Here is a 23,696-nt window from a genome sequence, read left to right on the forward strand (position 1 = left end):
CTTTCAGCTACGAGAGACCTCGTAGCGTTCCCAGAACAACTGGCGTTCTCAGTGTGCAGTCGGAACTTTTGCCCACATACACTCTGGAAAAGTTTTTATCGCCCATTAATACGCAATACCAATATCTCGCACCGATGTTATAACTGGCGTTTAAATCGGCATGGTATTGTTTTCCCGTACTAAAGCGACAAAGAGAATAATTACTTTTTCCCCTCTTGACTTTACCACTGCCATCAAAAGCATAAGCACTGGTATATTTGGGATTGATAAAAACAACCTTGCCTCCCAATTCTCTCCATCTTTCTTGGGTCAATTCTACGATTTTCCGATGACACCAAAGATGGAATTTTTGTTTGTGCAAAGTCCCTTTTCTTCCCGCTTTTGCTTTCCATCCCGCTAAGTTCTCAAAAACAATAACTTTGGCGTTATGCGCTTTGGCAAACTCAACAATTTCTCGCATCACTTTACGAGATATTTCACGGTTGATATGGGAAGATTTGCGATAAAGTCCTTTGCAAAAACCTTTTCTTGGTGCGCGTTCCTTGGCTGAGGAAACCTCAGCAGGGTCGCACCGCTTTCCGTGTTTTTTTCCGATGATACGAGCAGTTTGTTTCGCTTTTCTGGCAATCTTCATCCTACGTCGATTGCGACGGTCTATGTCTCTGGCCGGATTGATAAACTTCCGTGCTTTTACAGTACCGTCCGCACCAACTATGGCTGCTGTTGCCGCATTGTTAATCCCTAAATCTACGCTACAAACATATTCTGATTCCTCTCTTTCGACTTTTTTGACTTTGACGGGCATGGAAAGTTGACAGGTTCTTTTGTTGACCACTAATGCAGGAGATTTTATCTCGTTTCCTTCCACAAGATGGCGGTTTTTTCCCTGTTTTTTGACTGAGATTTCTGCTGACCATACCCAATCTTTTCCATTCCAGATTTTGATTTGAATTGTGCGATAGTTTTCTCCATAACGAATCTGTTGACCTTTGTACAATGAGGGATAACTTCTGCACATTGCTGTCAGTTTTGGCGGTTGGCAACAGCGATGTTTTCTCTCTCCTGATTGCCATGCTCTATATCTTGTTTGAAAACTTGACACTATACCAATAGCATCGGCTATCGCGGCTCTTCTTAAGTAACTGGGGAATTTGCGGAATGAGGGATATTTTTGCACCACCGATCTAAAATAGCGGTGCTTGGGTTCAGGATTTTTGGCAGTTTGATGAATGGCTTTTTCTATGGCATTAACTCGCTCTTTTGTCGTTAATTCTGCTAGTTTTGGCCATTGGGAATTCACTATCAAAACGAGAGCTTTGAGATACCGACGATACTCTTCAATCGTCAAAACTATCAGACGTTTTTCCTCTGGGGATGCTGATAAGTCCCAAACGTCTGTTCTGATGATTTCTCTCGATTTAGTTTTACTTTTGGCTTTTCGTCGGCTCACTTGCTTAACATTCTTTTTCTCTGCATTTCTATTCTACTAAACTGATGTTTAGTCGTCAATGTAGTTCTCAAAACAATATACCCAATTTCCAGACACTGAAAACCCGTTCTTATACCGTATTTACCTCATTTATTACTTTGCTTTGATATAGACGCTTCGCGATTTCCTTTGCTGGTCTCGCTAACCCTACCCAAATCAAAGATTATGGGGAGGGACTGCCCTCGACATTTTGTTCAATGAAAAATACTAGAATGAGTGGGTGAATGGTGTCACCCCTCTTTTTGAAATTATGAGCATCGTTACCAATCTAAACGATAGCGGAGTTGGCAGTTTAAGAGCGGCGATCGCCTCTGCTAATGCAGGAGAAACAATTACATTTGATGCGTCTCTCGCGGGTGGGACAATTTCTCTGAGTAGTTCCCTAACTCTGAATCAAAATCTAGCGATCGATGCTTCGAGTGCTGCGGGAATTACCCTCAATGGCAACAATAGCACGCGCATTATCACTATTGCTGGAATTGGACTCGATGTGAGTATTAAAGATTTAATCTTCCGCAATGGTCGTGCTATTCAAGATAGCGGCCAGGGAGGGGCGATCGCCACCAGCAATGGAACTCAACTCACGGTGGAAAATAGCCAGTTTTTTGACAATGTTGCTACGGGAGAAGGAGGAGGTGCAATTTGGACGGGATACCAAAGTACAACGACGATTCTCAATAGTACATTTGATGGCAATCAGGCGATCGATAATAATTCCGAACGCGCTGGTGGCGCGATCGCAGGAGTCAGCGAGGGTAATTTAACGGTTCGAGATAGCTTATTTAACAATAATCAAGGGGCTACCGGGGGAGCAATTAACTCTCTATTGGGAGGGTTGAGGGTCGAAAACTCTGTCTTTACCAATAACCAATCCACAGGAAATACTTCTCCAGTCCGAGAGGGAGGAAATGGCGGTGCGATTTACACCGATGGGGCATCAGCAACGACTAACGCGAGTACCCAAGGTACAATTACTATCAGTAATAGTCGCTTTGATAATAATCAAGGGTTCGGACAAGGAGGAGGACTTTTTCTCTTTGCTTATGATGGCGATACAGTGACGGCGGAAAATAGCACGATTGTTAATAACACGATTAAAGTAAAAAATAGCACTTTGGAAGCCTTGGGAGGCGGTTTGCGTTTTGGGGGAGGTGCGAGTTTAACCGTTAGTAATACGACTTTTTTAAAGAATCACTCAGCGCTACAAGGAGGAGGAATGTGGACGGGGGAAAGTTCTCCGTTTACGATTTTTAATAGTGTTTTTTGTGAAAATGAGGCAATTTCTGCTAATGGCGGCCCTGGACTGGGTGGCGGTTTAATGGTGACAGGGAATCCGATCGCAAACATCACTCAAACTACAATAGCGGGTAATATTGCTAGTTTTCAAGGTGGCGGCTTTTGGGGAGGAGGGACGGGACTCACCCTAACCGATTCCTTGGTCGCAAATAACGAAGGACAAACCGGATTTAATCTATTTCACCAAACGGGAACTCAATTTAGTGATGGTGGTGGCAACTTTCAATCCCTTACTCCTAATCCTAATGATACTAAAGTTACGGCAGGAGTGACACTCCTAGACCCTCAATTGGGAACTTGTTCCGATAATGGTACTGCAATGCAAAACCCCCCAGAACCGGGGAATTCGGCGGTTACGGGAGGCGCGATCGCCGGAACGCCAGTGCTGGGAACTGTGCCAAATATGCCGGATAATTTAATAGCAACAGAAGAAGGAGGACAAATAAAACTCACTTGGCAAGACAAGAGTAATAATGAGACGGGATTTTTGTTAGAACGCTCTCAAGATCAAAATAGCTGGGCAATTATTACCAATGTTGCCACAAATTTGACCCAATATCTCGATACCAGTTTAACAGCAAATGGGACTTATTATTATCGTCTTCGGGCAGTTAATGGGGTTGGACAATCGCAATTTGTAACCAGTAATGCGATCGCCTTTAATAGTCAAAATACCTCTACGGGTTCTAATCCTAATTCCCAACAACAACAGGGAAATTCTCAACAACAAGGCATTTTTCTAGTGCAGAACTCTTCTTCTTCTCAGTCAGGAGTTTTTCAGTTAGGAAAATCCGCTAATCCTGTTAATCTGCAAATTAATTTACAAACCAATGCTACTCAGCAAGTCCATGAATTAGGCGTATTTATTGTTGATGACGAACAAGGGCGAGTAAATGGATTAAAACCAGGAGATTCTGGCTATTTTAATGCAGCTTTGTCCAAAGCACAAATTATCTTTTCAGCCCTGCCGCAAAATACATTCCCACAATTTAATTATACCCGCAATTTATCATTTTCTGGAGGGGAAAAATTAGCTTTCTTTTTAATCCGCGATCGCACCACAGAACAAGTTCTCGCAGATGGAGATTTTTCTCCAATTCTCTATTCAATTCAATCAACTCAAACATTCTCATCAGGTGATGGGTTTATTCTCGCTTGGGAAGATGGCTCAGGAAATGCCGATTTTCAAGATTTACAGGTGCGAATTGGGACGACTTCTGGGAGTGTTTCTCTAACCACAACCTTTCAAGGAAAACAGCAAGGAGAAGCGATCGATTTACGCAGTTTTACGGGAATAGTTGCCGCCGAGTTTATCACTGCAAGTTTGGCAAATTATCAAAACTCCTACGGATTTTATGTTGTAGACGATCCTCTGACGGGAGAAGTTAATGGCATTTTGCCAGGAGAGGAAAATTACGCTCAAACTGCGCTACAACAGTCTCTCGATTTGGATGCTGGACTTCCAGGAGGCAGTGTTGTCGTGCCGTTTTTGGTTGCTAATGGGACAGTAGAGGACTTTTTAAGAGATAATCCCGATAATTCTCCGATTACTAATCTTCTTGCTTATTTCCCCTATTTAGAAGCTAATCCTGATGGCATCGATCACGTTCGTTTATTGGGAGATAATCTTTTTGGTTTTGAAGACTTATATGGAGGAGGCGATCGCGATTACAACGACTGGGTAGTTCAGGTGACAGTGAATGTTTAGAATAGGCGATCGCCTATCTTTTTAATTTTCAGGAAATGCGATCGTAAAGAATCGAGAAGCAATGCGATCGCAATCTTCTGAATTTTCTTGTAATGCTTGACGATAAACCCTTACTCGATAATCCGTCATGCGAAAGGGAATATCAGCGTCAAACATAATTTTGTATCGCGATCGCGCCTCTCATAGATTTCTCTTTCAAGCCTCACGCCTTTAGGCTGAGGTTCCTGACTAAGATTCTTCCGTACTTTGCGGGGTAAATTTTGCTCAAAGGTACAGTTGTCCTGTTATTCTAGATTTATGGCGATCGCCCTTTCCTCATTCTCTCATCTGGCGGGCATTGCCTGCATTACAATCTTGATAATCTCAATCCTGATAATCTAATGATCCCTTTACAACTCATTCTCAAAAATTTCCTCAGTTATCGAGAAGCAAAGCTAGATTTTCAAGGTTTGCATACTGCTTGTATTTGCGGGTCCAATGGGGCGGGGAAATCCTCCCTTTTAGAAGCCATTACTTGGGTCGTTTGGGGGAAAAGTCGAGTCGGGACGGATGATGTTATCAATGCTGGAGAAAAGACGGTTCGAGTTGATTTTACTTTTATTGTTAACCAAGAAACTTATCGTATCATTCGCAGTCGCCAACGAGGACGCAGTACAGATTTGCAGTTCCAAATTCAAACCGAGTCGGGAAGATTTCGCCCTTTGACGGGGAAGGGTATTAAACCGACGCAAGAACAGATTATTAAAGATATTAAACTCGATTACGATACTTTTATTAATTCTGCTTATTTACGTCAGGGACGAGCAGATGAATTCATGTTACGCACGGCATCAGAACGCAAAAAAGTATTGGCAGATTTACTCAAACTGGATCGCTATGAAGAGTTATCAATACAAGCAAAAGATACTGCCAAACAATTTAAAAATCGTACCGAGTATCTGGAGCAAAGTTTGCAACCCCTAGAACAAAAAATGGCACGTCAAGGAGAAATTGAACAAGAAAGAAAGGCTATTGCTGTACAATTGGAGGGTTTGCAAGACTTGCAAGATATAGATGATCAAAAACTTAAAACCTTGCAATTGGCGGAACACGATCGCGACAATGAAGAAAAGAAATTAACCTGGCAGCAAAACCAATATCGCAATACAGTGGGAGACTGCGATCGCCTTCTACGCGATCGAGAACAGATTAGCTTAAAGTTAACACAAACTGAGAGTTTCTTGCAGCGCGGTGAGGAAATTCAGCGCGGCTATCAAGACTTAAAAACATGGCAAAGCGAAGAGGAGAAACTTGCTGGTAAACTTAAAGATTATCAAAGCACAAAAGAAACCAAACGTCAACTAGAAGCAGAATTAATTCAGAAAAGTAATGAAATCGAACTCAAAATTCAACAAGTACAAACTCAGTTAGATAATATCACCCAACAGGAGCAAGAAAATCAAACCATTCTCGCTACCTCAGAGGAAGTCGATCGCGGCTTGGAAAAGCTCCAATCTTATCGCCAGCGCGTGCAAGATTTAGAACAGCTTAAACTACAAGTTACCCCTTTATTACAACAGCGCAACGAACTACAGATTGAGATCGAACGAGTACAGGCAAAATTAAATGCTAAACTGGAACAATTGCGATTGTCTCAACAAGAACTCGCCGATCGCATCGCCCGCATTCCTCAACGCCGTCTGGAGTATTTAGAAATAGAAGAAAAAATAGTTGAATGCGAGAACAAAAAGAACTATCAAAAGCGGGTTCAAGATAAAGGACAAGAACAAAAGATTATCCAAGAACGTTTGCAAGAAAGTAAACTTTCTTATAAAGAACAGATTGAAAAATTGCAACAAAAATTAGCATTATTGCAAATTCCTGATGCTGCTTGTCCTTTATGCGATCGCCCTCTCGACGAACATTATCGCGATCGTGTTATTAGCAAAACGCAAAGTGAACAAGAGAAAAATCAACAGCAAATATTGATAATCGGCGAACAAATGGCAACCTGTGAAGTAGAATTAAATGGATTACGAGAAGAATACGCCCAACTGAACAGGCAAATTAGTGCTTATGGCGATCTCCAGAATAAAAAGGGACAGTTAGAAGCAGAGTTAGAAACAGGAGATGAAGACTACGATCGCCTACAAGAAATTGCAGGTGAGATCGAAGAGAAAGAAGAATCTTTAAAAATGGGAAATTATGCCCTCGATCTGCACGCAGAATTGCAAAATCTCGATCAAGAAATTGCCGAACTCGACTATAATGAAGAAACTCTCGCTTTAGCACGTGGAGAAGCCGATCGCTTGCGACATTGGGAGATTAAACAAGCTAAAATCAAGGATGTTAAACGCAAACAAAAAGAGTTAGATCGGCAAAAACCAGAATTATTAGCACGACGCGATCGCCTGCAAGAGTCTCGCGATCGCTTGCGTCAAGATTCAGATATTCAAGAGCAAATTCAACAAATAGAAGTTAAACTTACTACAATTGGTTATGATGGCGATCGCCACGAAACTGCACGCCAAACTTTGCAAAAATTGAAAGCACAAAAATGGGATATTCAACATTACGAATTGCAACAAGCTGAAGAACAATTACCCCAATTACAAAGTAATTTGCAGGAAATACAAACAAGGCTAAAAATTCGGGAAGGCGATCGCGACAAAATTAAGATAGATTTAGATGAATTAGTCGCAAAAATGCAGCAAATTCCCGACTATCGCAACGAAATTAAAGAATGCGATCGCATTATTCAACAGCGACGACAGCAATTAGATGAACTCTTAGCCAAACAAGGAAAACTAGAACAACAGTTAACCCAACTGCAAGAAACTAAAGTTGAATCTGAAAAAACTAAAGTACAATTAAAGGAAGTTGGCAGACAATATCGCGTCTATCATGAACTCTCAAAAGCATTTAGTAAAAATGGCATTCAAGCCTTGATGATTGAGAATATTCTGCCCCAATTGGAGGCACAAACCAATCAAATTTTGGCTCGATTAACCGGAAATCAACTGCACGTTCAATTCGTCACCCAGAAGGCAAAAAAGAGCGCTAGTAGCCGTCAAAAAACTAATAATACCATCGATACCCTCGAAATTGTTATTGCCGATGCTAGAGGAACTCGCGCTTATGAAACCTATTCTGGAGGAGAAGCATTTCGTATTAACTTTGCCATTCGTCTTGCTTTAGCAAAGATATTAGCACAGCGATCGGGAGCATCTTTACAACTATTAATTATCGATGAAGGATTTGGTACCCAAGACGCAGAAGGATGCGATCGCCTCATTGCTGCAATTAATGCGATCGCCTCAGATTTTTCCTGCATCCTCACCGTAACGCACATGAACCGATTTAAAGAGGCCTTTGAACATCGCATCGAAATCAGTAAAACATCGACAGGTTCTCAGATTAATCTTTTAAGTTAAAGAATACAACATTTATGGCTTAGATATCCGTAAATATACGATTGCAATCGAACTAAATTTGCATAGATTGCATACACTCTTTACATAATGGTCTTTATTTGGTATACTTGATAACATTGAGCCGGTGAAACTCTTGCTACGATCTCAAAGAATAAATGTATTAGTGCATTAGTTGGAATTATTGTATCTCTAACTCCATGCAAAACGGATCGAAAAATTCTCAGGTCTGCAACAATGATTTTGTGTAATGATTTTGTGTATTTCTTGCTGGGTGTATCTATCAAATTCATTGAAACTCAAATTGGTTGTCGATTTTTAGTTTTATTCGTGTTAACAAAATATTTAGACACAGAACATATTACTGCAATTCGAGAAGTTAATGCTGCGGTTATTAATATTAGTGGGAGACAGCGAATGCTCTCGCAAAGAATAGCATTATTAGCATTAAAATTACTGACTATTTCTTCCTCGGATAAGAGAAAAGCGATCGAGCAAGAAATAAAAGAACTCGCGACTTTAATGGAACACTCTCACAATGGTCTGATTGGTGGCGATCTGGCTTTAAAGTTGGCGAGTAATCTATCGCCAGAAGTTGCCGAAATTTACTTTGAACCGCCTTTTAATTTAGATCGAAAAATTCGCAGTTTTGTCGATGCAGTCCGTTGTTTAGTCGAAGTTGAGCCAGAAAAACTAGACCCTGAAAATCGTTATTTACAATATATTTTAGAGCAAGCCGATCGCAATTTACTTGAAGCCTTAGATCGTGTCGTCAGTCAGTATCAAAGCGAACAAGAAGAACAAGATTTAATCATTAGTCAATATCAAAATAAACTTTATCAAAAAAGTTGTCAAGCGGCGGAAAAGTCGCGATCGCGCACCCAAGAACTGGAACAAGCGATCGAAACTTTAAAACAAACACAACTACAACTAATCCAAGCTGAAAAAATGTCGAGTTTGGGTCAATTAGTGGCGGGAATTGCCCATGAAATTAATAATCCAATTTCTTTTATTCATGGTAATATCAATTATGCCGATCGCTACATTCACGATCTCTTGGCTGTTCTTAGCCTTTATCAACAGACTTATCCCGATCCCAGTTCAGAAATTCAAGACTTTTTAGAAGAGATGGAATTTGAATTTGTGGCCGCAGATTTACCCAAAATATTACAATCTATGCAACTCGGTACAAGTCGGATTCGCGATATTGTCGTGTCCTTACGCAACTTCTCGCGTCTGGATGAAGCAACCATGAAAGAAGTTAATATTCACGATGGAATTGATAGCACTTTATTGATTTTACAACATCGCCTTAAATCAACAGATAGTAAATTTCAAATCGAGATTGTTAAAGAATATAATTTTCCCCATCTTGTTGAATGTCATGCAGGCTTATTAAATCAAGTTTTCATGAATATTCTCAGTAATTGCATTGATGCCTTAGAACAACACAAAGAGATTTTTATTAAAGAAAATCGCACGCCTCACATTATCATTCATACCGCCTTGAAAGAAGGCGATCGCATTCAAATTCGCATACAAGATAATGGACCGGGAATATCTGAAACAACCCAGAAAAAATTATTTGAGCCTTTTTTTACGACAAAACCCGTGGGAAAAGGAACGGGATTAGGTCTTTCTATTAGTCATCAAATTGTTGTCGAACGTCATCAAGGGACATTAAAATGTTATTCTCAATTGGGCGGGGGAACAGCATTTACGATCGAACTTCCTGACTTACTTAGACAAAAACGTAGACAAAAATCAACCCAGACAGAATGCAGAACGCAAAATTCAAAATTAGTCTTTGAAGCGAAGAACACTGAAGAGATGACCGATGCGATCGCAATCTGATCAAATAAGGAACTGGGAATTAAACAGAGAAATTCCCCGCAGATTTAGCGTAATCTCGCAGGAATGGGTAAGTCCTATCGATTCGATCGCATTTCGTTAAATTTTTCGTGCCAAGATCGGCGTATTCTGAAAAGAGGAGACTGTACGCCAATCAAAAGCAAACAACTGTTTAGCACGACACAATTGGGAGGTAACTTTAAAGATGATCAAAAAAATATTATTGGCAGATTCCGGAACGGGAAATTCTCAGGAAATATTGCTGTCATTGCGGGATTTACCAGCGATTCAAGGAATACCGACTACTGTTCTGCACGTTGTCCCATCACAAATTGCCAAAGAAAAGATGGAGAAAAAAATGGCAGAAGGCGATGAGATTTTAGCAAAAGCAGTAGAAGCCTTACAAACTGAAACTAACCCCGTTACAACCCTGAAACGTCAGGGAGAACCGAAAGATACAGTCTGTACAGTTGCAGAAGAAATTGATGCCGATCTCATTATTATGGGATCGCGGGGTCTCAAACGTCTCGAATCGATTTTGGAAAATTCTGTCAGTCAGTATGTTTTTCAATTGGCAAAGCGTCCCATGCTTTTAGTTCGGGATGATATTTACGTCAAAAAGATCAAACGGGTCATGATTGCTCTCGATAAGTCGCAATCCTCTAAGTTTAGTTTAGAACTTGCCCTCTCTTTACTTCGCAATGCCAAAAATGTCGAATTAATCCTAGCACGGGTTAACCCCGATTTAGATCCTAAATTACTCCCTCTCTCTAAAAAAGAAGTTGAAGAAAATCCGGTGATTTCCGCCGCCATACCCACAGTAAAACGCATGGGTATCCCTTACCGTTGTGCTGTAACGGGAGGTAAACCTGGACAGTCCCTTTGTCAGCTTGTTGATGAATACAATGCCGATTTGCTGATTTTAGGTTCTCCCGATCGCCGTCCCTCGGTGGCTAAAGCGCTTCCCGATTTAGATCGTCTCTTGGGAACATCTCTCTCGGATTATGTGCGGGTTAATGCCAATTGTCCGGTACTTTTAGCACGAAACACGGAAACCTAAATTAATAGTTGATAGTTGATAGTTGATAGTTGATAGTTGATAAGAAGAGGGACAGGATAATTTTTTATTCTTCTGCCAGTTCTTCGTTCTTGATATTTCTCTATTAGCCGGTTCAATAAAATAAAAGATGAGATTAGAGTGTATTCTAATCTCATCTTTTGTTTTTTAATCGGTTTTTCAAAAGTAGATCAAACAAAATTCTGGACAGGAAACTTGATTAGTTATTACTCTTCTGACTTGCGGTTTGAATGTACAAAATCAGAAGAAAAACGGAAGGCACTAATACAAATAGAATAGTTGCCACAAATCCTAGTTCATTAACTTGCATTTTACTTACGCTCCCTAAGCGCTCTGAAAATCAATATTCTTCAGGATATCATTACAATTATCAATTATCAATTATCGATTATCAATGTTACTGCTTGGGTCGGATCAATTCGGACGGAGATTGCCGCGATCGCCTTGGCTAGAAAAAGGGGAGAAATGCCTGCACGCCTTTCTCCCCAACCTTTCTCAATTTTCCTATCTCAGGATTTTACTGGGAGAGATAGGGATCTTGGATCAGTCAAGCGGGTTCCAAGCCATAACCTGGTTTGCCAATGGCGGGGGGTTGTGCCGATTCGGGGGCGGCTAAGGTGACGATTTTCTCCATTAACCAAGGGAGGGTTCCACTGGCGATCGCGGAGACTTTACTTTGCCAATCCACAAAGATTTCATTCTCGTCTTTATTTAACCCGGCAATTAAGGCCTTAGCAACTCGTTCCGGGGTTGTGGGGGCAACCCATTTGAACAATTCGGTATGTCGCACCATATCCGTATCCGTGAGGGAAGGAAGCAAGGACACCACCCGCACGTTTTTGGCGGCTAATTCCGATCGCAATGCCTGGGTAAATCCGACGATGGCAAATTTAGTCGCGGAGTAGGTGGCAAAGGTGGGGGCGGCAATTTTGCCCATGAGACTAGAAACGTTAACGATGGTTCCTTCTTGTTTGGCTACCATACGCCGCGCAATCAGCCGCGTGACGGTGTACATTCCCAACAAGTTAACCTGGAGTTCTTTTTCCGCTTGGTGGGGTTGAGAACTTAAAAAGGAGGTTTGATGGGCAACTCCGGCATTATTGACGAGGAGGTGAATCGGTCCGAAGTCCCGCCAGGCTTTGGCCATGGCGATACTGACTTCGGAGGTGTTGGTTAAATCGACGGAAATGGGTACGACTTCGATGTTTGGGTTGATTTCTTGGACTTCTAATGCAACGGTATTGAGGCGATCGCGATTGCGGGCAACGAGGAGTAAGCGCCCGATTCCTTGGCGTGCAAATTCCAACGCGATGGCTTTGCCAATGCCCCGCGATGCTCCTGTAATTAGCGCTGTTTTGCTTTGCATCAACGACGGTTTGATGGGTTGATGGGATGGGTGTTTGGGTTTGAGGGTGTGTTTTTGCAGAGTTTTCATAGTTTTCTCCCTCTACTTGTTGTCTGGTTTCACTCTAATGGTTATTACATTTTGTAAAGATGACTTGACACAAGTTCCAATATGATCTCTGTCACACCAACTGGGAAATTTTCCAGTTCGGTTGTTCGACTCGCGCGGAAATTCAACGCGAAAATTGCAAAAACCGACGACGAGCGATCGCTCCAATGCTCGTGATAAACAAATGAACAATATCCCGATAGTATCTTAAACAGCAAATAAGTTAGATAACATGAAAGGAAGCCCGATCGCCGCTCCTGAAATGATATAGCCGTTCATGTCTTATGGATATTCACCCGATCAATATCGGTTTTGGCAATATTGTGGCGGCAAACCGCATTATTGCGATTGTTAGTCCCGAATCCGCGCCTATCAAGCGTATTATTACAGAAGCCCGCGATCGCGGACAACTTATTGATGCAACTTACGGTCGTCGTACCCGTGCAGTAATTATTACCGATTCGAGCCACGTTATTTTATCGGCAATTCAACCGGAAACAGTGGCACATCGTTTTATAAGTCATAAAGAAAGCAATTTTAACCCTTAATCCTTAACAATGAAAATAGCTAAAACACTGCCTCGGGAAATTGTCCAAGGCGATCGCCCCAAAATTGAACAACAAGGCTACTCCATTGTTCTCACGGGTCCCTCTGGTGTCGGGAAAGGCACATTGATCGAAGCCCTCAAAGATCGCCATCCTCATCTTTATCTTTCCATTTCCGCCACTACTCGCAAACCGCGACCGGGAGAAGTTAATGGAGAAGACTATTTTTTTATGGAACGGGAAGCCTTTCAAAACGCCATTAAGAAGGGAGAATTTTTAGAGTGGGCAGAATATGCGGGCAATTATTATGGTACTCCTCGCCAAAATGTCGAACAACAAATAGCCCTTGGTAAATTAGTTCTTCTCGAAATTGAGCTAGTGGGGGCTAGGGCGATCGCCAAAAGTTTTCCCGAGGCTTATCGTATTTTTATACTTCCCCCTTCTCTAGACGAACTAGAACGAAGATTGCGCGATCGCGGCACAGAATCCGAGGCCGCCATTAGCCAAAGACTCGCACGCGCTCAAGCAGAATTGGCCGCCAGCGATGAATTTGACCTACAAGTTATTAACGATAACCTTGAAGAGGCGATCGCCAAAATTGAAAAAGCAATTGCAGAAAGAACAAAGCCGAAAAAATAAATTTTTCCCCACTCCCCACTCCCCACTCCCTACTTTCCCATTCCCTATTCCCTGCTCAAGGGTTAAGATAGAAAAATAAAAATATTGCATTGATATCGGTAAAAATCCTATGACATCGTATGCAGCTACTTCTGCAAGAGCGGAGATGAGCGAACTCCGACGCTTGAAAAGCCTACTTCCCCCAGAATTACAAAGCTGGGTCATGGTGGAGTCCGCAACGGATGTAAGTCCCCCATTAATTCGCTGCGAAGAATTGGGACGAGATGAAATTGAAATCCAAGTAGACTTAGCCAAATGGGATAACTTGGCCATCGACCAGCGCAATTTACTCTTTTGGCACGAAGTCGGACGCATTCAAAACGATACCATTCCTCGAGAAGGCTGGGAAATGGCCGCCCTTGCCATTGGTTTAGGAGGTGCCGTCGGAGAACTTTGGGTGCAAGATGGCTTGCTTTTAGTTTTAGCAGTCGGTTTGTGCGGTTTTTCTGGCTTTCGCCTTTGGCAAAAAAATAATGGTGACAAACGCTTGGCTGAGAATATTGAAGCTGATGAAAAGGCGATCGCCCTCGCTACTCGCTTTGGCTATAGTTTGCCTAATGCCTATAAAAGCCTAGGAAGTGCCTTAAAAACCCTAGTCGAACAAACCCCCAACCGCAAGCAACGGAAGCGTTATGAAACTCGCTTGCAGGCGCTTCGACGCAGTGCGGCTAAAGCTAAAGCCAAAATGGAATCCCAACCTGCAAACCCCTCTGTTATCTAAAACCATTTCTGCTTGCCAATGTATTGTCGGGGTGTCGAGAATTTTAACGTTTGTTGTATGACGTTTTTTGTATATAGATGTAGCAACCGCAATGGTTCTGGGAAAAATAGCGATTGACACCAAAACAAATGCGGAGTATGAAACAGAGATGAACAAGACACCAGCCAACGAACAATTTCCCATTGTCTTCTCTAATAATACTCCGATTATTTCTCTTCCTCCTCGTTTGAGTATTATCGAAGCTGTTGATTTTAAAACAGCTTACCAGGGGCTTTTACAGGAAATATCCCCCCCCGAGGAAATTATCCTCGATTTTCAACACACTAATTTTATTGATAGTAGTGGGGTTGGAGTCTTGGTCAGCAATTTTAAAATGGCTCAAGCTCAAAACGTGCGTCTGATCCTCAAAAATGTTCATCCTCCCGTGATGGCAGTTTTATCGATGACGCAACTCGATCGCGTTTTTCTGATTTACCCAGTTATTGGGGAAACCTCGGTTCGCAATTCTCCCCCTATCGATCGCCGACCTCCAGAAACCCATCCTTCTGTAAGGTCTTGGGTCAAGCGAGGGATTGATATTGTGGGTAGTTTAGTCGGTTTGACTATTACAGGGATATTATTCGTTCCTATTGCGATCGTCATCAAGCGCGACAGTCCAGGGCCGATATTCTTCGCCCAAGAACGATGTGGCTGGATGGGCAGAAAATTTCGCATCTGGAAATTTCGTTCCATGTGTGCCAATGCGGAACAACTCAAAGACAAGGTAAAAAACCAAGCATCCGGGGCATTTTTTAAGAATAGTAAAGATTTTCGCGTCACTCGCATCGGCAAATTTTTGCGGCGCACCAGTCTCGACGAACTGCCTCAATTTTGGAATGTTCTCAAGGGGGAAATGAGTCTGGTAGGGACAAGACCTCCTACGGCGAAAGAGGTTGATTCCTATAAAATACCAGAATGGCAGCGTTTAGATGTTAAACCAGGCATGACTGGAGAATGGCAGGTGAATGGGCGATCGAAAATCCGCAATTTTGAGGATGTGATCGAACTAGATTTGCGTTACCAAAGAAATTGGAGTCTAATGTACGATATTAAACTGATTTGGAAAACTGTCTGGATTTTATTTAATAAGAATAGTGGTGCTGTTTAAACAAAACGTCAAAACACAAAACCGACCCCTGAAAAAGTTACATCTCCGTTTAAAAACAGATTTAAGTGCATTATCGGAAGTGTTAGATCGGTTTGAAAAAATTGCTTCTCCTCGACTCTCTCGGCAATTATATTGGGAGTGTCAATTGGCATTAGCTGAAAGTTTTACGAATGTGGTGCGTCACGCTCATCAAGACTTGCCACAAAGTACCCCCATCGATCTTGAAATATCCCTATTCCCTCGCGGTTTAGAAATACGGATTTGGGACTCTGGACAACCTTTTGATTGGCAAGGACAATTACGGGATAAATTGCAATGCGATCGCGATCCTTGGGCTTTGGGAGGACGAGGATTATGTTTAATTAATAAAGTTATGGATAATTGTCGTTATATTCCTGCGGATAATTGCGATCGCGGTAATGGCGATCGCAATTGTTTAATTTTATGGAAACAGATCCCACCATCCCCTCCTCAAAAAGGTAATTTTATCTCTTTTTTTAAGCAGGTTTTGAGAAAGATTGAGCGGGTTTTACGCAAAGTGATGGGGTTATTTACACGCAAGTTTTTGGCACTTGCTATCAAGCTAAATTCCGTTCGTTGAAAATCTTACTCAGATCTGTTGACTCTGGGTTTGATTTGAGCGATCGCAAGTTCAAACAAGTTGTAATACAAATATTTAAGTACGCACAAGAGATGGAATTGCTACAAAAGAGACATCAACCAAGCTAACTTCTTGACAGACTGGATCACTTAAGTTTGGCATTTCTTGGTGACAGTTAGAACAATACCAATACATTCCCGTTGATCGCGCATGACGCAGAAGAGTAGAGGAACAGCAGGGACAGCAAATATTTTGATTATTCATGGTAATGCCCTCGAAAATAACAACAGCAAAGAAAAATTAGGGTTTAGGGGATTCGAGATATTCCTTTAAAAGGAGACGAAGGATAGGATCTGGGTACGGTTCCTCAGCAAATAACCCCATTGCGATCGCTTCAGCCAGCAGGAGTTTACTATTGGCCTCAAAACGAAAGCGCTTGCTGAGAATAAATCCTTCTTCTTCCAATCGGGTACAAACTAACTCTCGCACCCATCCCCAAAGGTCGAGTTCAGGTAAGAGGTAATCTGTATGGTGCAATAACCAACTTCCTTTTTTGGGTTCGTTCTCGGCAATCCGATAAATCGCTTTGAGTAAAATAGTTTCAATGGAAATCGGACTCGAAAGAATAGTTAAAAAGTTTTTTAGAGATTGAATTAAATCTGGATCTCCAGACAATAAAAAATCAACAGCTAAGTCGAGATAGGATTCCGATTCTTCTAAATTTGAGTTTCCATCCGATCGCGTGAAAAACAAATTAATTTCTTTCTCCTTGCCCGTACAATTATCTGTTAATACCCTTAAGAGATCATTCCCGTGGTTTTGTGCTTGCAAAATACCGTATAGGGAGGACGATAATAAAGGTATTGTTGGGATAGTCACCAAATTTTGACAACGCTCTAAAAACTCTTGACCCATAGGACTAAACTAGGCTTGTTCCGACAGTTACTTTAGCTTAGTTCAAGAATGTGAGGATTTTGTGGGGAATAGAGGTCGGTGGGCAGGTTAATCATAAATATACTCCCTTTGTCTAACTGACCGCGTAAAACTTCTCTTGCGATCGCGCCACTCTTCGTCGGTACTTGGCTCGGTTTGAAAAATGATATATTTCTGCATGAGTTATTCACTTTGCGTTCCTGTTCTTTGTACCAATCTGGAAATTCTGTGATGGTAACTCTAGAACTACACCTAGTCAATAAAACATTTACGAGCGTCTTGGATAGTTATCATCAGAACCATTGGGTTAATTGGTGAAGATCGAAAGCCATACTTTTCATAGAATTTTTTAGCATCTTCTGAGATTGCGTGTATTAGAATTGCTCTTGCCCCTATGATGTCTGATGCTTTTAATGCTTTATATATTGCGTCTTTCAGTAGTCCCTTTCCTATTCCCTTCCCTTGCCATTTTTTGTCAACGGCTAGTCTGCCAATGAGTATAGTTGGGATGGGGCTTGGCATATTTCTTTTTACTTTGCCTATCGCTTCATCTTTTTTAATTGCACTTGCACAAAGACAGTAGTAGCCAACAACATTATTTCCATTGCAAACTACAATTGTGCGCGAGGCATCAGATTCTTGATTCTTTATGGCGCGACGTTTGAGCCATATATCTAATTTTTCCTCTCCACAAGAAAAATTCTCTAACTGATGAGAATTAGAGAGTTTTTCTGGGGGAGAGATCGCATCGGAATTCAAAACCTCACTCCCAAGGAGATTTACTATTTAATAAAGCACGGAGTTTTTCATTGTTCATTGGAGGTGCATCAATGGCTTCCATAAACTCTTGAAATTTTTTCTCATCAAGGGCAAAAAGAGTTTGGTCAAGAATGACATCGTTAGCCTCCTGACAAGCTGAATCTAATAAGAACTGCGTTCGGGTCTTACCTTGAATTTCAGCAGCACGGTCAATCAGAGCAATCTGATTTGGCTTTGCTCTCAAACTTATTGTTTTAGAATGGGTAGCTTTGGCTGTTTTTATGTTTCTCGCTGTTGTAGGCATATCAAAAATTTAATACCTATAGGCATCAATGTAATTTTTGGTATTGATGAAAATAACACATACCATATTTGCACCATAGCAAACTGTATGGACAATGTCAATACGGTATTTTAATATTTTGGGCTAAATACCCCAAAATCCAAAAATGTCATTAATGAACCTCGATCGACTCATTAGCGCAAGTCAAGAGTTGAGTTTTTACGAGGTTAAAATACAGTAACATTTTGTATGGCTGTAACTCACCATTGAAATATTTTGCTGATTTGTGCGACTAAATTTATGGCTTCAAAGGGCTTTGTAATGACTCCAGCAACTCCTAAATTTATAAACTGTTCTTTCTCGCTCATTTTAGCTTTTGCTGTTAATAAAATTGTGGGGATTTGGTGTGTCTGGGGGTTGGCTTGCAATTGCTTATAGGTCTCCATTCCGTCCATATCTGGCATCATCACGTCAAGAATGATGCCGTCGGGTTGTTCGCGTTGGGCGATCGCCAAACCTTCTTTTCCTGAAGCTGCTGTGAGAACATCCCATCCTGCGACTGCTTCAAGGCTGATTTGAATAATTTCGCGTACACCATCGTCATCGTCAATTACTAACAGTTTGGGATTCATGGTTAGTTGGGGGGTAGGGAGTAATGAGTGGGTAATTAGTGGGTAATTAGTAATCGGTAATGGGTAGTTGAAAATAGAAGCAACTACCGCGATCGCATTCACTTTCTACCCAAATTTGTCCTCCGTGTTGTTCGACGATACTGCGACAAATGGTTAAACCTAGTCCCGTACCGCCTTTTTTACGGGAGTCGGAGGCATCAACTTGATGAAAGCGCTCAAAGATTTCTTCGATTTTTTCTGGCGGAATGCCTCGTCCCTCATCTTTGACTGTAAATAAAATTGTCGCATTTTCTGCTTCTAATGTTAAGGCTTTAGCACTCAGGAATATAGTGCTACCGCGATCGGAAAATTTAATCGCATTACTTAATAGATTAGTTAAAACCTGAAAAATGCGATCGCGATCGGCTGTAAATTGGATCTTTTCTGCATCGATCTCGAATAATACCCCCTCTCGATGCGCCATGACCTGCATTTGTTCTATTGCTAAAGCAATTAGGGTGACGGTATTAACCAATTTTTTATCGAGTTTGAATTTACCAGATTCTAACCGTTCTAATTCGAGAATATCATTGACTAATCTCACTAAACGTTCAACATTCTCGGCGGCAATCTGAATAATTCTTTCTCCTTTTTTGGAGGTAAGATCGACCAAGCCGCTCGAGAGTAAATTTAATGCGCCATGAATGGACGTTAAAGGGGTGCGAAGTTCGTGACTGACTACAGAAATAAATTCATCTTTCATCCGTTCGATCGCATTGCGTTCGGTAATATCTTCGCCGATACTGAGAGTGCCAATTGCTTTTCCTTGGGGGTTTTTCATTACGGTATGATTCCACATAATCATCCGTTCTTCTCCCGATCGCGTCAGCAGGGGATGTTGATAGCGTAAGGGTTGACAACCCTCAATCAGAGCGGCAAAATCTTGGCGTGTCGATGTTTGGGAAGCAGAAGGTAAAAAAGATGAAAACCAATTTTGGCCGATGCACTCTTCCTTCTGATATCCCGTAACTTTGGAGAAATAAGCATTGAGATAATTTACTTGTCCTTGTAAATCTAAACCGACTACTAATAAAGGAATGCTTTCCCGAAAATTTTGCCACTGTCGTTGCGACTCTTTTAAGATAGCTTCATTGCGCTTGCGTTCTGTAATTTCCTGCATGACAGCCATTCCTGCAAAAATTTCTCCCCTCTCATTTCTCACGGGTAAGGCTTGATGGTAATAAATGCGATCGCGATATTTAAGTTCTGTTGTTGTTGTTTCCCCTCTCAAAGCGTCTTCATAACTGGGAAAGACCTTTTCAGCGATCTCCTCGGGCAAAACATTCCAGACAATTCGGCCTTCCAATTGCTCCCGATATATCCCTAACGCTTGTAGGCGCATCCCATCGGCAATAGTATAGCAAAAGTGGCGATCAAACAAAAATACGGCTCCTTGAGGAAAATTTTCTATTAAGGTGCGATACTGTTGTTCACTGTCGCGCAATTTTGCTTCGGTGATGCTATGCTCTGCCAGTTCCCATTGTAACTGTTGGTTACTCTTGGCCAATTCTTCTGTGCGTTGGGCGACGTGCAGTTCTAATTCGGCTTTGGCTTTGAGTAGCAAGGCTTCTGTTTTTTTCAGTTCTTGGACGACGGTATGGTGATCGGTATGGGAACCCACCATCTGAAGGGGTGTTTCGCTTTGACGCAGTGCTGGGTCTGAAGTTGTACTTTCTACATCAAGATAGCATTCTACAGCACTATCGCGGGCTATCCAGAGGATATTATTATCCGATAAAGGAGAGATATCTGCAATAAAGCATTTATGGCGATCGCCAGCAGGAGTTTTTTCTCCGCGATCGAGACAGTAATGTACGCTAACGGTTTCGTTGCGATCGAAAACTTGGCTAATATGGGCTTGAAGAGATGGAAGATAATCTTTGTCTTGCAGTTTTGCGATCGTTAAGTCTTGCCAAATTGCGTTATTTTCCAGTTTCCGAGTCGGGATAGTGCGAACAATTTCCCCTCGACGATCCAATAGGAAAACAAGATAGGGAAGTGCTTGCAGAATATCGGACAACTCAGAAATCATGGGCTTTATCCAACCAAAATGATGTCGTTAGGTTCGACAATTGCGATCGCCTTTAAAAAGAGGGGCATTACAGCCCCTCTTTTATTCTATATCATAACTCCATCGAAAATGTCGCCATTCCTGAAGACAAAGATCGCAATTGAGTCGAGTAACCAAACATTTCAGCTAACTGTGCCGTCCTGTAACCCCGTTTTGAGAAAGAAAGGTTAGTTAGAAAGAGAACAGTAATCATCTTCAATTCAAGTTGCGATCGCGCTTCAATAGTCCCGATAATTTCCTCTCTATTCAACACAAATGGAGAGGAAAAATAGTTAAAAAAAGACTTGACTTTATTGACTTGACAATGATATTATTACAGAATGAGAAACTGTGCCGTCCTGTAACCCCGTTTTGAGAAAGAAAGGTTAGTTAGAAAGAGAACAGTAATCATCTTTAATTCAAGTCGCGATCGCGCTTCAATAGTCCCGATAATTTCCTCTCTATTCAACACAAATGGAGAGGAAAAATAGTTAAAAAAGACTTGACTTTATTGACTTGACAATGATATTATTACAGAATGAGAAACTGTGCCGTCCTGTAACCCCGTTTTCAGAAAGAAAGGTTAGTTAGAAAGAGAACAGCGATCATCAATGCACAAGAAGTTTTAGAGTTATTAATCGAAGAATATCAGCAAGAACAGAAAATTTTACCACAACCAAAACCTTTAATTACTTTGCCTCAAACTGCTTGAAATGAATTAATGGAAAGCGATCGCCTTAAAAAAGGGGCGCTATGATGCACCCCTTTTATTCTAGATCATCACCCCTTCCGGTAGAGGTTTATAGCCCGATAACTCCATCGAAAATGTCGCCATTCCTGAAGACAAAGATCGCAATTGAGTCGAGTAACCAAACATTTCAGCTAAAGGAACTTCTGCCCGTAAAACAGTATAATCGGGCATGACTTCCGAACCGACTAAAACCCCACGACGAGAGAGTAAATTTCCTTGAATTCGTCCGGTAAATTCAGCAGGAGTTTCCACTTCTACCGCCATAATAGGTTCTAACATCACCGGTTTTGCCTTGGCAAATGCTTGTTCAAAACCCAACTTTGCAGCCGATCGAAAAGCCATTTCGTTAGAGTCAACGGGATGAAAAGATCCCCCCTGCAAAACCACTTTGACCCCAACAATGGGATATCCTTGTAAATAACCCGTGACGATCGCATCCTTGAACCCTTTCTCGCAAGCGGGGATATATTGCTTGGGAATAGCACCCCCCACCACGCGATCGCAGAAAAGAAAATCTTCCTCGCAAGGTTCTAGAACTCCAGTAATATGAGCGTACTGACCAGGGCCGCCAGATTGTTTTTTCAGTTGGTAGTCAAAAGCCGCTTTATCAGTAATCGTCTCCCGATAAGCAACCGCAGGTTGACCCACATACACCTCTGCATTGTACTCCTGCTGCATCCGTTCGATGTAAATCGCCAAATGCAGTTCTCCCATCCCGGAAATCAGGGTTTTTCCCGATTCGGGATCGGTACTAACATGGAGGGTAGGATCTTCTCGTACAAAGCGATGTAGCGCTTTTGCAACCTTGGGATCGTCCTCTTGGGTTTTCGGAGTAATAGCGAGAGTAATCACCGGATCGGGAACAAACATTCCCTCTAAGGACAGGTTAGCACCCTCAGAACACAAAGTATCCCCAGAAGCGCAGTCTATCCCCATCACCGCGACGATCGCCCCTGCACTGGCTTCCTTAAGCTCTTGGCGTTCATCTGCGTGCATCCGTACCAAACGACTCACCCGCACGGTTTTTTGGGTACGAGTATTCAGGAGTTTTGCTCCTTGTCGTAAAGTTCCGGCATAAATTCGCAGATAAGTTAGCTGTCCGAATTCATCATCGGTTAACTTAAATGCCAAAGCAACTAAGGGGGCATCAGGATCGGCAAGAACTTTTGTTTCTTGTTCGTGAGTAATATCAAAAGCCGTCACGGTTTCGCGATCGCCAGGAGAAGGCAGATACATTGTCACCGCATCTAGCAAGTTTTGAACGCCTTTATTTTTATAGGCAGAACCCATGAAAACAGGAACAATATCTAAGCGCAAAGTTGCTTCGCGAATGACCTGCCAAATTAGATCGTGAGGAACAGTTTCATCCATCAATAAATACCCAGTCATCTCTTCTGAATAAAAAGAGAGGGTATCGAGAAGTTTATCCCGTGCTTGTAGGGCATCTTCGTGCAGGCGATCGGGGATATCTTTTCTAACCCATTCTTCCCCTTTTTCTCCTAAGAAATAATAGGCTTGCAGGGTAATAAGGTCAATAATTCCCTCAAATTCATCTTCCGATCCGATGGGATATTGCAGGAGAAGAGGATTCAAATTGAGTTTTTCCCGTAAGGCTTGAACGACTTTAAAAGGATTCGCACCTGCCCGATCCATCTTGTTAATAAATGCCAAACGAGGGACGCGATAGCGCTTCATTTGTCGGTCAACCGTGACAGATTGAGATTGCACCCCAGCAACGGCACAAAGCACCATCACTGCACCATCTAATACTCGCAAAGCGCGTTCAACTTCGATGGTAAAATCAACGTGACCTGGAGTATCAATTAAATTAATCTCATGGTCGTGCCATAAACAAGTTGTCGCCGCAGAATTAATCGTAATTCCATGCAGTTTCTCCAACTCTGCATAGTCCATCGTTGCACCGTTACCGCCGCCTCTAACTTCCTCGATTTTGTGAATTTTTCCCGTGTAGAACAAAATACGCTCGCTCAAAGTCGTTTTGCCTGAGTCAATGTGAGCGGAAATACCGATGTTGCGAATATTCTTGAGGATCGTCATGGTTGTAGCTCCTTTTTTAGGGAAAATTGCGATCGCTTTGTTGCTGCGACCCCATCATACTACATTAATAATACACAAATTCCGAAAAATAGCCAAATTTCCAATGCTCATTCTCTCAGGACTTATGCAGTTAGGACTTATGCAGTTAGGACTTATGCAGTTAGGACTTATGCAGTTAGGACTTATGCAGTTAGGACTTATGCAGTTAGGACTT

The 23,696-nt window shown here is 41.9% G+C and carries 24 protein-coding genes; 10 read left to right on the forward strand and 14 right to left on the reverse strand.

The genetic code is table 11. The features are described 5' to 3' along the window. Positions 1-7: 7 nt before the first annotated feature. On the reverse strand, positions 8-1,450 hold the full coding sequence (locus tag JUI58_RS27395; RefSeq protein WP_204106617.1) for an IS200/IS605 family accessory protein TnpB-related protein: 1,443 nt from the start codon (positions 1,448-1,450) through the stop codon (positions 8-10). A 289-nt stretch (positions 1,451-1,739) separates the two neighbouring features. Here JUI58_RS27395 and JUI58_RS25210 point away from each other — a divergent pair, with 289 nt between their 5' ends. Then, on the forward strand, positions 1,740-4,493 hold the full coding sequence (locus JUI58_RS25210; RefSeq protein ID WP_204106618.1) for a DUF4114 domain-containing protein: 2,754 nt from the start codon (positions 1,740-1,742) through the stop codon (positions 4,491-4,493). Positions 4,494-4,514: 21 nt separating this feature from the next. On the opposite strand, the gene JUI58_RS27190 is transcribed toward JUI58_RS25210, so the two are convergent. After that, positions 4,515-4,649 (reverse strand): hypothetical protein, encoded by a 135-nt coding sequence (locus tag JUI58_RS27190; protein WP_275414397.1) that lies wholly within the window; start codon positions 4,647-4,649, stop codon positions 4,515-4,517. A 224-nt stretch (positions 4,650-4,873) separates the two neighbouring features. On the opposite strand from JUI58_RS27190, the gene sbcC reads away from it, so the two are divergent. From sbcC to JUI58_RS25225, 3 genes are all read left to right on the forward strand, one after another. Next, positions 4,874-7,906, forward strand: coding sequence for an exonuclease subunit SbcC (gene sbcC, locus JUI58_RS25215; protein ID WP_204106619.1), 3,033 nt, complete (start codon positions 4,874-4,876; stop codon positions 7,904-7,906). A 327-nt stretch (positions 7,907-8,233) separates the two neighbouring features. Next, a complete protein-coding gene (locus JUI58_RS25220) occupies positions 8,234-9,757 on the forward strand; it encodes an ATP-binding protein (RefSeq protein WP_204106620.1) in 1,524 nt (507 codons plus the stop codon). A 202-nt stretch (positions 9,758-9,959) separates the two neighbouring features. After that, entirely contained in the window at positions 9,960-10,814 is an 855-nt protein-coding gene (locus tag JUI58_RS25225) for a universal stress protein (protein WP_204106621.1), read from the forward strand. Between the two features lie 217 nt (positions 10,815-11,031). Here the strand turns inward: JUI58_RS25225 and psbM are convergent, their stop codons facing one another. Then, complete coding sequence (gene psbM, locus JUI58_RS25230; protein WP_204106622.1) at positions 11,032-11,142, reverse strand: photosystem II reaction center protein PsbM; 111 nt, start codon at positions 11,140-11,142, stop codon at positions 11,032-11,034. Positions 11,143-11,379: 237 nt separating this feature from the next. Further along, positions 11,380-12,198 carry an SDR family NAD(P)-dependent oxidoreductase gene (locus tag JUI58_RS25235; RefSeq protein ID WP_204106638.1) on the reverse strand — a complete coding sequence of 273 codons (819 nt, stop codon included), beginning with the start codon at positions 12,196-12,198 and terminating at the stop codon, positions 11,380-11,382. Positions 12,199-12,569: 371 nt separating this feature from the next. On the opposite strand from JUI58_RS25235, the gene JUI58_RS25240 reads away from it, so the two are divergent. The 5 genes from JUI58_RS25240 (at position 12,570) to JUI58_RS25260 (ending at position 15,977) form a co-directional block, all read left to right on the forward strand. Next, a complete protein-coding gene (locus tag JUI58_RS25240) occupies positions 12,570-12,833 on the forward strand; it encodes a DUF370 domain-containing protein (protein ID WP_204106623.1) in 264 nt (87 codons plus the stop codon). Positions 12,834-12,842: 9 nt separating this feature from the next. Next, on the forward strand, positions 12,843-13,469 hold the full coding sequence (gene gmk, locus JUI58_RS25245; protein WP_204106624.1) for a guanylate kinase: 627 nt from the start codon (positions 12,843-12,845) through the stop codon (positions 13,467-13,469). Positions 13,470-13,578: 109 nt separating this feature from the next. Then, positions 13,579-14,229 (forward strand): DUF3318 domain-containing protein, encoded by a 651-nt coding sequence (locus JUI58_RS25250; RefSeq protein WP_348539974.1) that lies wholly within the window; start codon positions 13,579-13,581, stop codon positions 14,227-14,229. 148 nt (positions 14,230-14,377) lie between these two features. Beyond that, positions 14,378-15,376 (forward strand): sugar transferase, encoded by a 999-nt coding sequence (locus JUI58_RS25255; RefSeq protein WP_204106626.1) that lies wholly within the window; start codon positions 14,378-14,380, stop codon positions 15,374-15,376. Further along, on the forward strand, positions 15,363-15,977 hold the full coding sequence (locus JUI58_RS25260) for an ATP-binding protein (RefSeq protein WP_204106627.1): 615 nt from the start codon (positions 15,363-15,365) through the stop codon (positions 15,975-15,977). The genes JUI58_RS25255 and JUI58_RS25260 overlap by 14 nt, the downstream gene beginning before the upstream one ends. 75 nt (positions 15,978-16,052) lie before the next feature. On the opposite strand, the gene JUI58_RS25265 is transcribed toward JUI58_RS25260, so the two are convergent. From JUI58_RS25265 to fusA, 10 genes are all read right to left on the reverse strand, one after another. Beyond that, positions 16,053-16,241: a hypothetical protein gene (locus JUI58_RS25265; RefSeq protein ID WP_204106628.1), complete on the reverse strand. Its 189-nt coding sequence runs from the start codon at positions 16,239-16,241 to the stop codon at positions 16,053-16,055. Between the two features lie 36 nt (positions 16,242-16,277). Beyond that, on the reverse strand, positions 16,278-16,892 hold the full coding sequence (locus tag JUI58_RS25270; protein ID WP_204106629.1) for a hypothetical protein: 615 nt from the start codon (positions 16,890-16,892) through the stop codon (positions 16,278-16,280). A gap of 32 nt (positions 16,893-16,924) precedes the next feature. Beyond that, entirely contained in the window at positions 16,925-17,101 is a 177-nt protein-coding gene (locus JUI58_RS25275; RefSeq protein WP_204106630.1) for a hypothetical protein, read from the reverse strand. Positions 17,102-17,162: 61 nt separating this feature from the next. Further along, entirely contained in the window at positions 17,163-17,669 is a 507-nt protein-coding gene (locus JUI58_RS25280; protein WP_204106631.1) for a GNAT family N-acetyltransferase, read from the reverse strand. A gap of 4 nt (positions 17,670-17,673) precedes the next feature. Then, positions 17,674-17,973, reverse strand: coding sequence for a DUF1778 domain-containing protein (locus tag JUI58_RS25285; RefSeq protein WP_204106632.1), 300 nt, complete (start codon positions 17,971-17,973; stop codon positions 17,674-17,676). A 239-nt stretch (positions 17,974-18,212) separates the two neighbouring features. Then, positions 18,213-18,584: a response regulator gene (locus tag JUI58_RS25290; RefSeq protein WP_204106633.1), complete on the reverse strand. Its 372-nt coding sequence runs from the start codon at positions 18,582-18,584 to the stop codon at positions 18,213-18,215. 46 nt (positions 18,585-18,630) lie between these two features. After that, a complete protein-coding gene (locus tag JUI58_RS25295; protein WP_204106634.1) occupies positions 18,631-20,655 on the reverse strand; it encodes an ATP-binding protein in 2,025 nt (674 codons plus the stop codon). 91 nt (positions 20,656-20,746) lie between these two features. Then, positions 20,747-20,944 carry a hypothetical protein gene (locus tag JUI58_RS25300; protein ID WP_204106635.1) on the reverse strand — a complete coding sequence of 66 codons (198 nt, stop codon included), beginning with the start codon at positions 20,942-20,944 and terminating at the stop codon, positions 20,747-20,749. Positions 20,945-21,007: 63 nt separating this feature from the next. Further along, positions 21,008-21,142: a hypothetical protein gene (locus JUI58_RS27195; RefSeq protein WP_275414399.1), complete on the reverse strand. Its 135-nt coding sequence runs from the start codon at positions 21,140-21,142 to the stop codon at positions 21,008-21,010. Positions 21,143-21,445: 303 nt separating this feature from the next. Further along, positions 21,446-23,482 (reverse strand): elongation factor G, encoded by a 2,037-nt coding sequence (gene fusA / locus JUI58_RS25305; RefSeq protein WP_204106636.1) that lies wholly within the window; start codon positions 23,480-23,482, stop codon positions 21,446-21,448. On the opposite strand from fusA, the gene JUI58_RS25310 reads away from it, so the two are divergent. Beyond that, positions 23,481-23,696 (forward strand): hypothetical protein (locus tag JUI58_RS25310; protein WP_204106637.1); only part of this gene is annotated, 216 nt, incomplete at its 3' end. The genes fusA and JUI58_RS25310 overlap by 2 nt on opposite strands.

The sequence above is a fragment of the Spirulina sp. CCY15215 genome, from assembly GCF_016888125.1.
Taxonomy (GTDB): Bacteria; Cyanobacteriota; Cyanobacteriia; order Cyanobacteriales; family Spirulinaceae; genus CCY15215.

Coding starts and splice junctions, on each gene's coding strand:
- JUI58_RS25210 (WP_204106618.1), top strand. CDS start 1,740: ATGAGCATCGTTACCAATCTAAACGATAGCGGAGTTGGCAGTTTAAGA.
- JUI58_RS27190 (WP_275414397.1), bottom strand. CDS start 4,649: ATGTTTGACGCTGATATTCCCTTTCGCATGACGGATTATCGAGTAAGG.
- sbcC (WP_204106619.1), top strand. CDS start 4,874: ATGATCCCTTTACAACTCATTCTCAAAAATTTCCTCAGTTATCGAGAA.
- JUI58_RS25225 (WP_204106621.1), top strand. CDS start 9,960: ATGATCAAAAAAATATTATTGGCAGATTCCGGAACGGGAAATTCTCAG.
- psbM (WP_204106622.1), bottom strand. CDS start 11,142: ATGCAAGTTAATGAACTAGGATTTGTGGCAACTATTCTATTTGTATTA.
- JUI58_RS25235 (WP_204106638.1), bottom strand. CDS start 12,198: ATGCAAAGCAAAACAGCGCTAATTACAGGAGCATCGCGGGGCATTGGC.
- JUI58_RS25240 (WP_204106623.1), top strand. CDS start 12,570: ATGGATATTCACCCGATCAATATCGGTTTTGGCAATATTGTGGCGGCA.
- gmk (WP_204106624.1), top strand. CDS start 12,843: ATGAAAATAGCTAAAACACTGCCTCGGGAAATTGTCCAAGGCGATCGC.
- JUI58_RS25250 (WP_348539974.1), top strand. CDS start 13,579: ATGACATCGTATGCAGCTACTTCTGCAAGAGCGGAGATGAGCGAACTC.
- JUI58_RS25255 (WP_204106626.1), top strand. CDS start 14,378: ATGAACAAGACACCAGCCAACGAACAATTTCCCATTGTCTTCTCTAAT.
- JUI58_RS25265 (WP_204106628.1), bottom strand. CDS start 16,241: ATGAATAATCAAAATATTTGCTGTCCCTGCTGTTCCTCTACTCTTCTG.
- JUI58_RS25270 (WP_204106629.1), bottom strand. CDS start 16,892: ATGGGTCAAGAGTTTTTAGAGCGTTGTCAAAATTTGGTGACTATCCCA.
- JUI58_RS25285 (WP_204106632.1), bottom strand. CDS start 17,973: ATGCCTACAACAGCGAGAAACATAAAAACAGCCAAAGCTACCCATTCT.
- JUI58_RS25290 (WP_204106633.1), bottom strand. CDS start 18,584: ATGAATCCCAAACTGTTAGTAATTGACGATGACGATGGTGTACGCGAA.
- JUI58_RS25295 (WP_204106634.1), bottom strand. CDS start 20,655: ATGATTTCTGAGTTGTCCGATATTCTGCAAGCACTTCCCTATCTTGTT.
- fusA (WP_204106636.1), bottom strand. CDS start 23,482: ATGACGATCCTCAAGAATATTCGCAACATCGGTATTTCCGCTCACATT.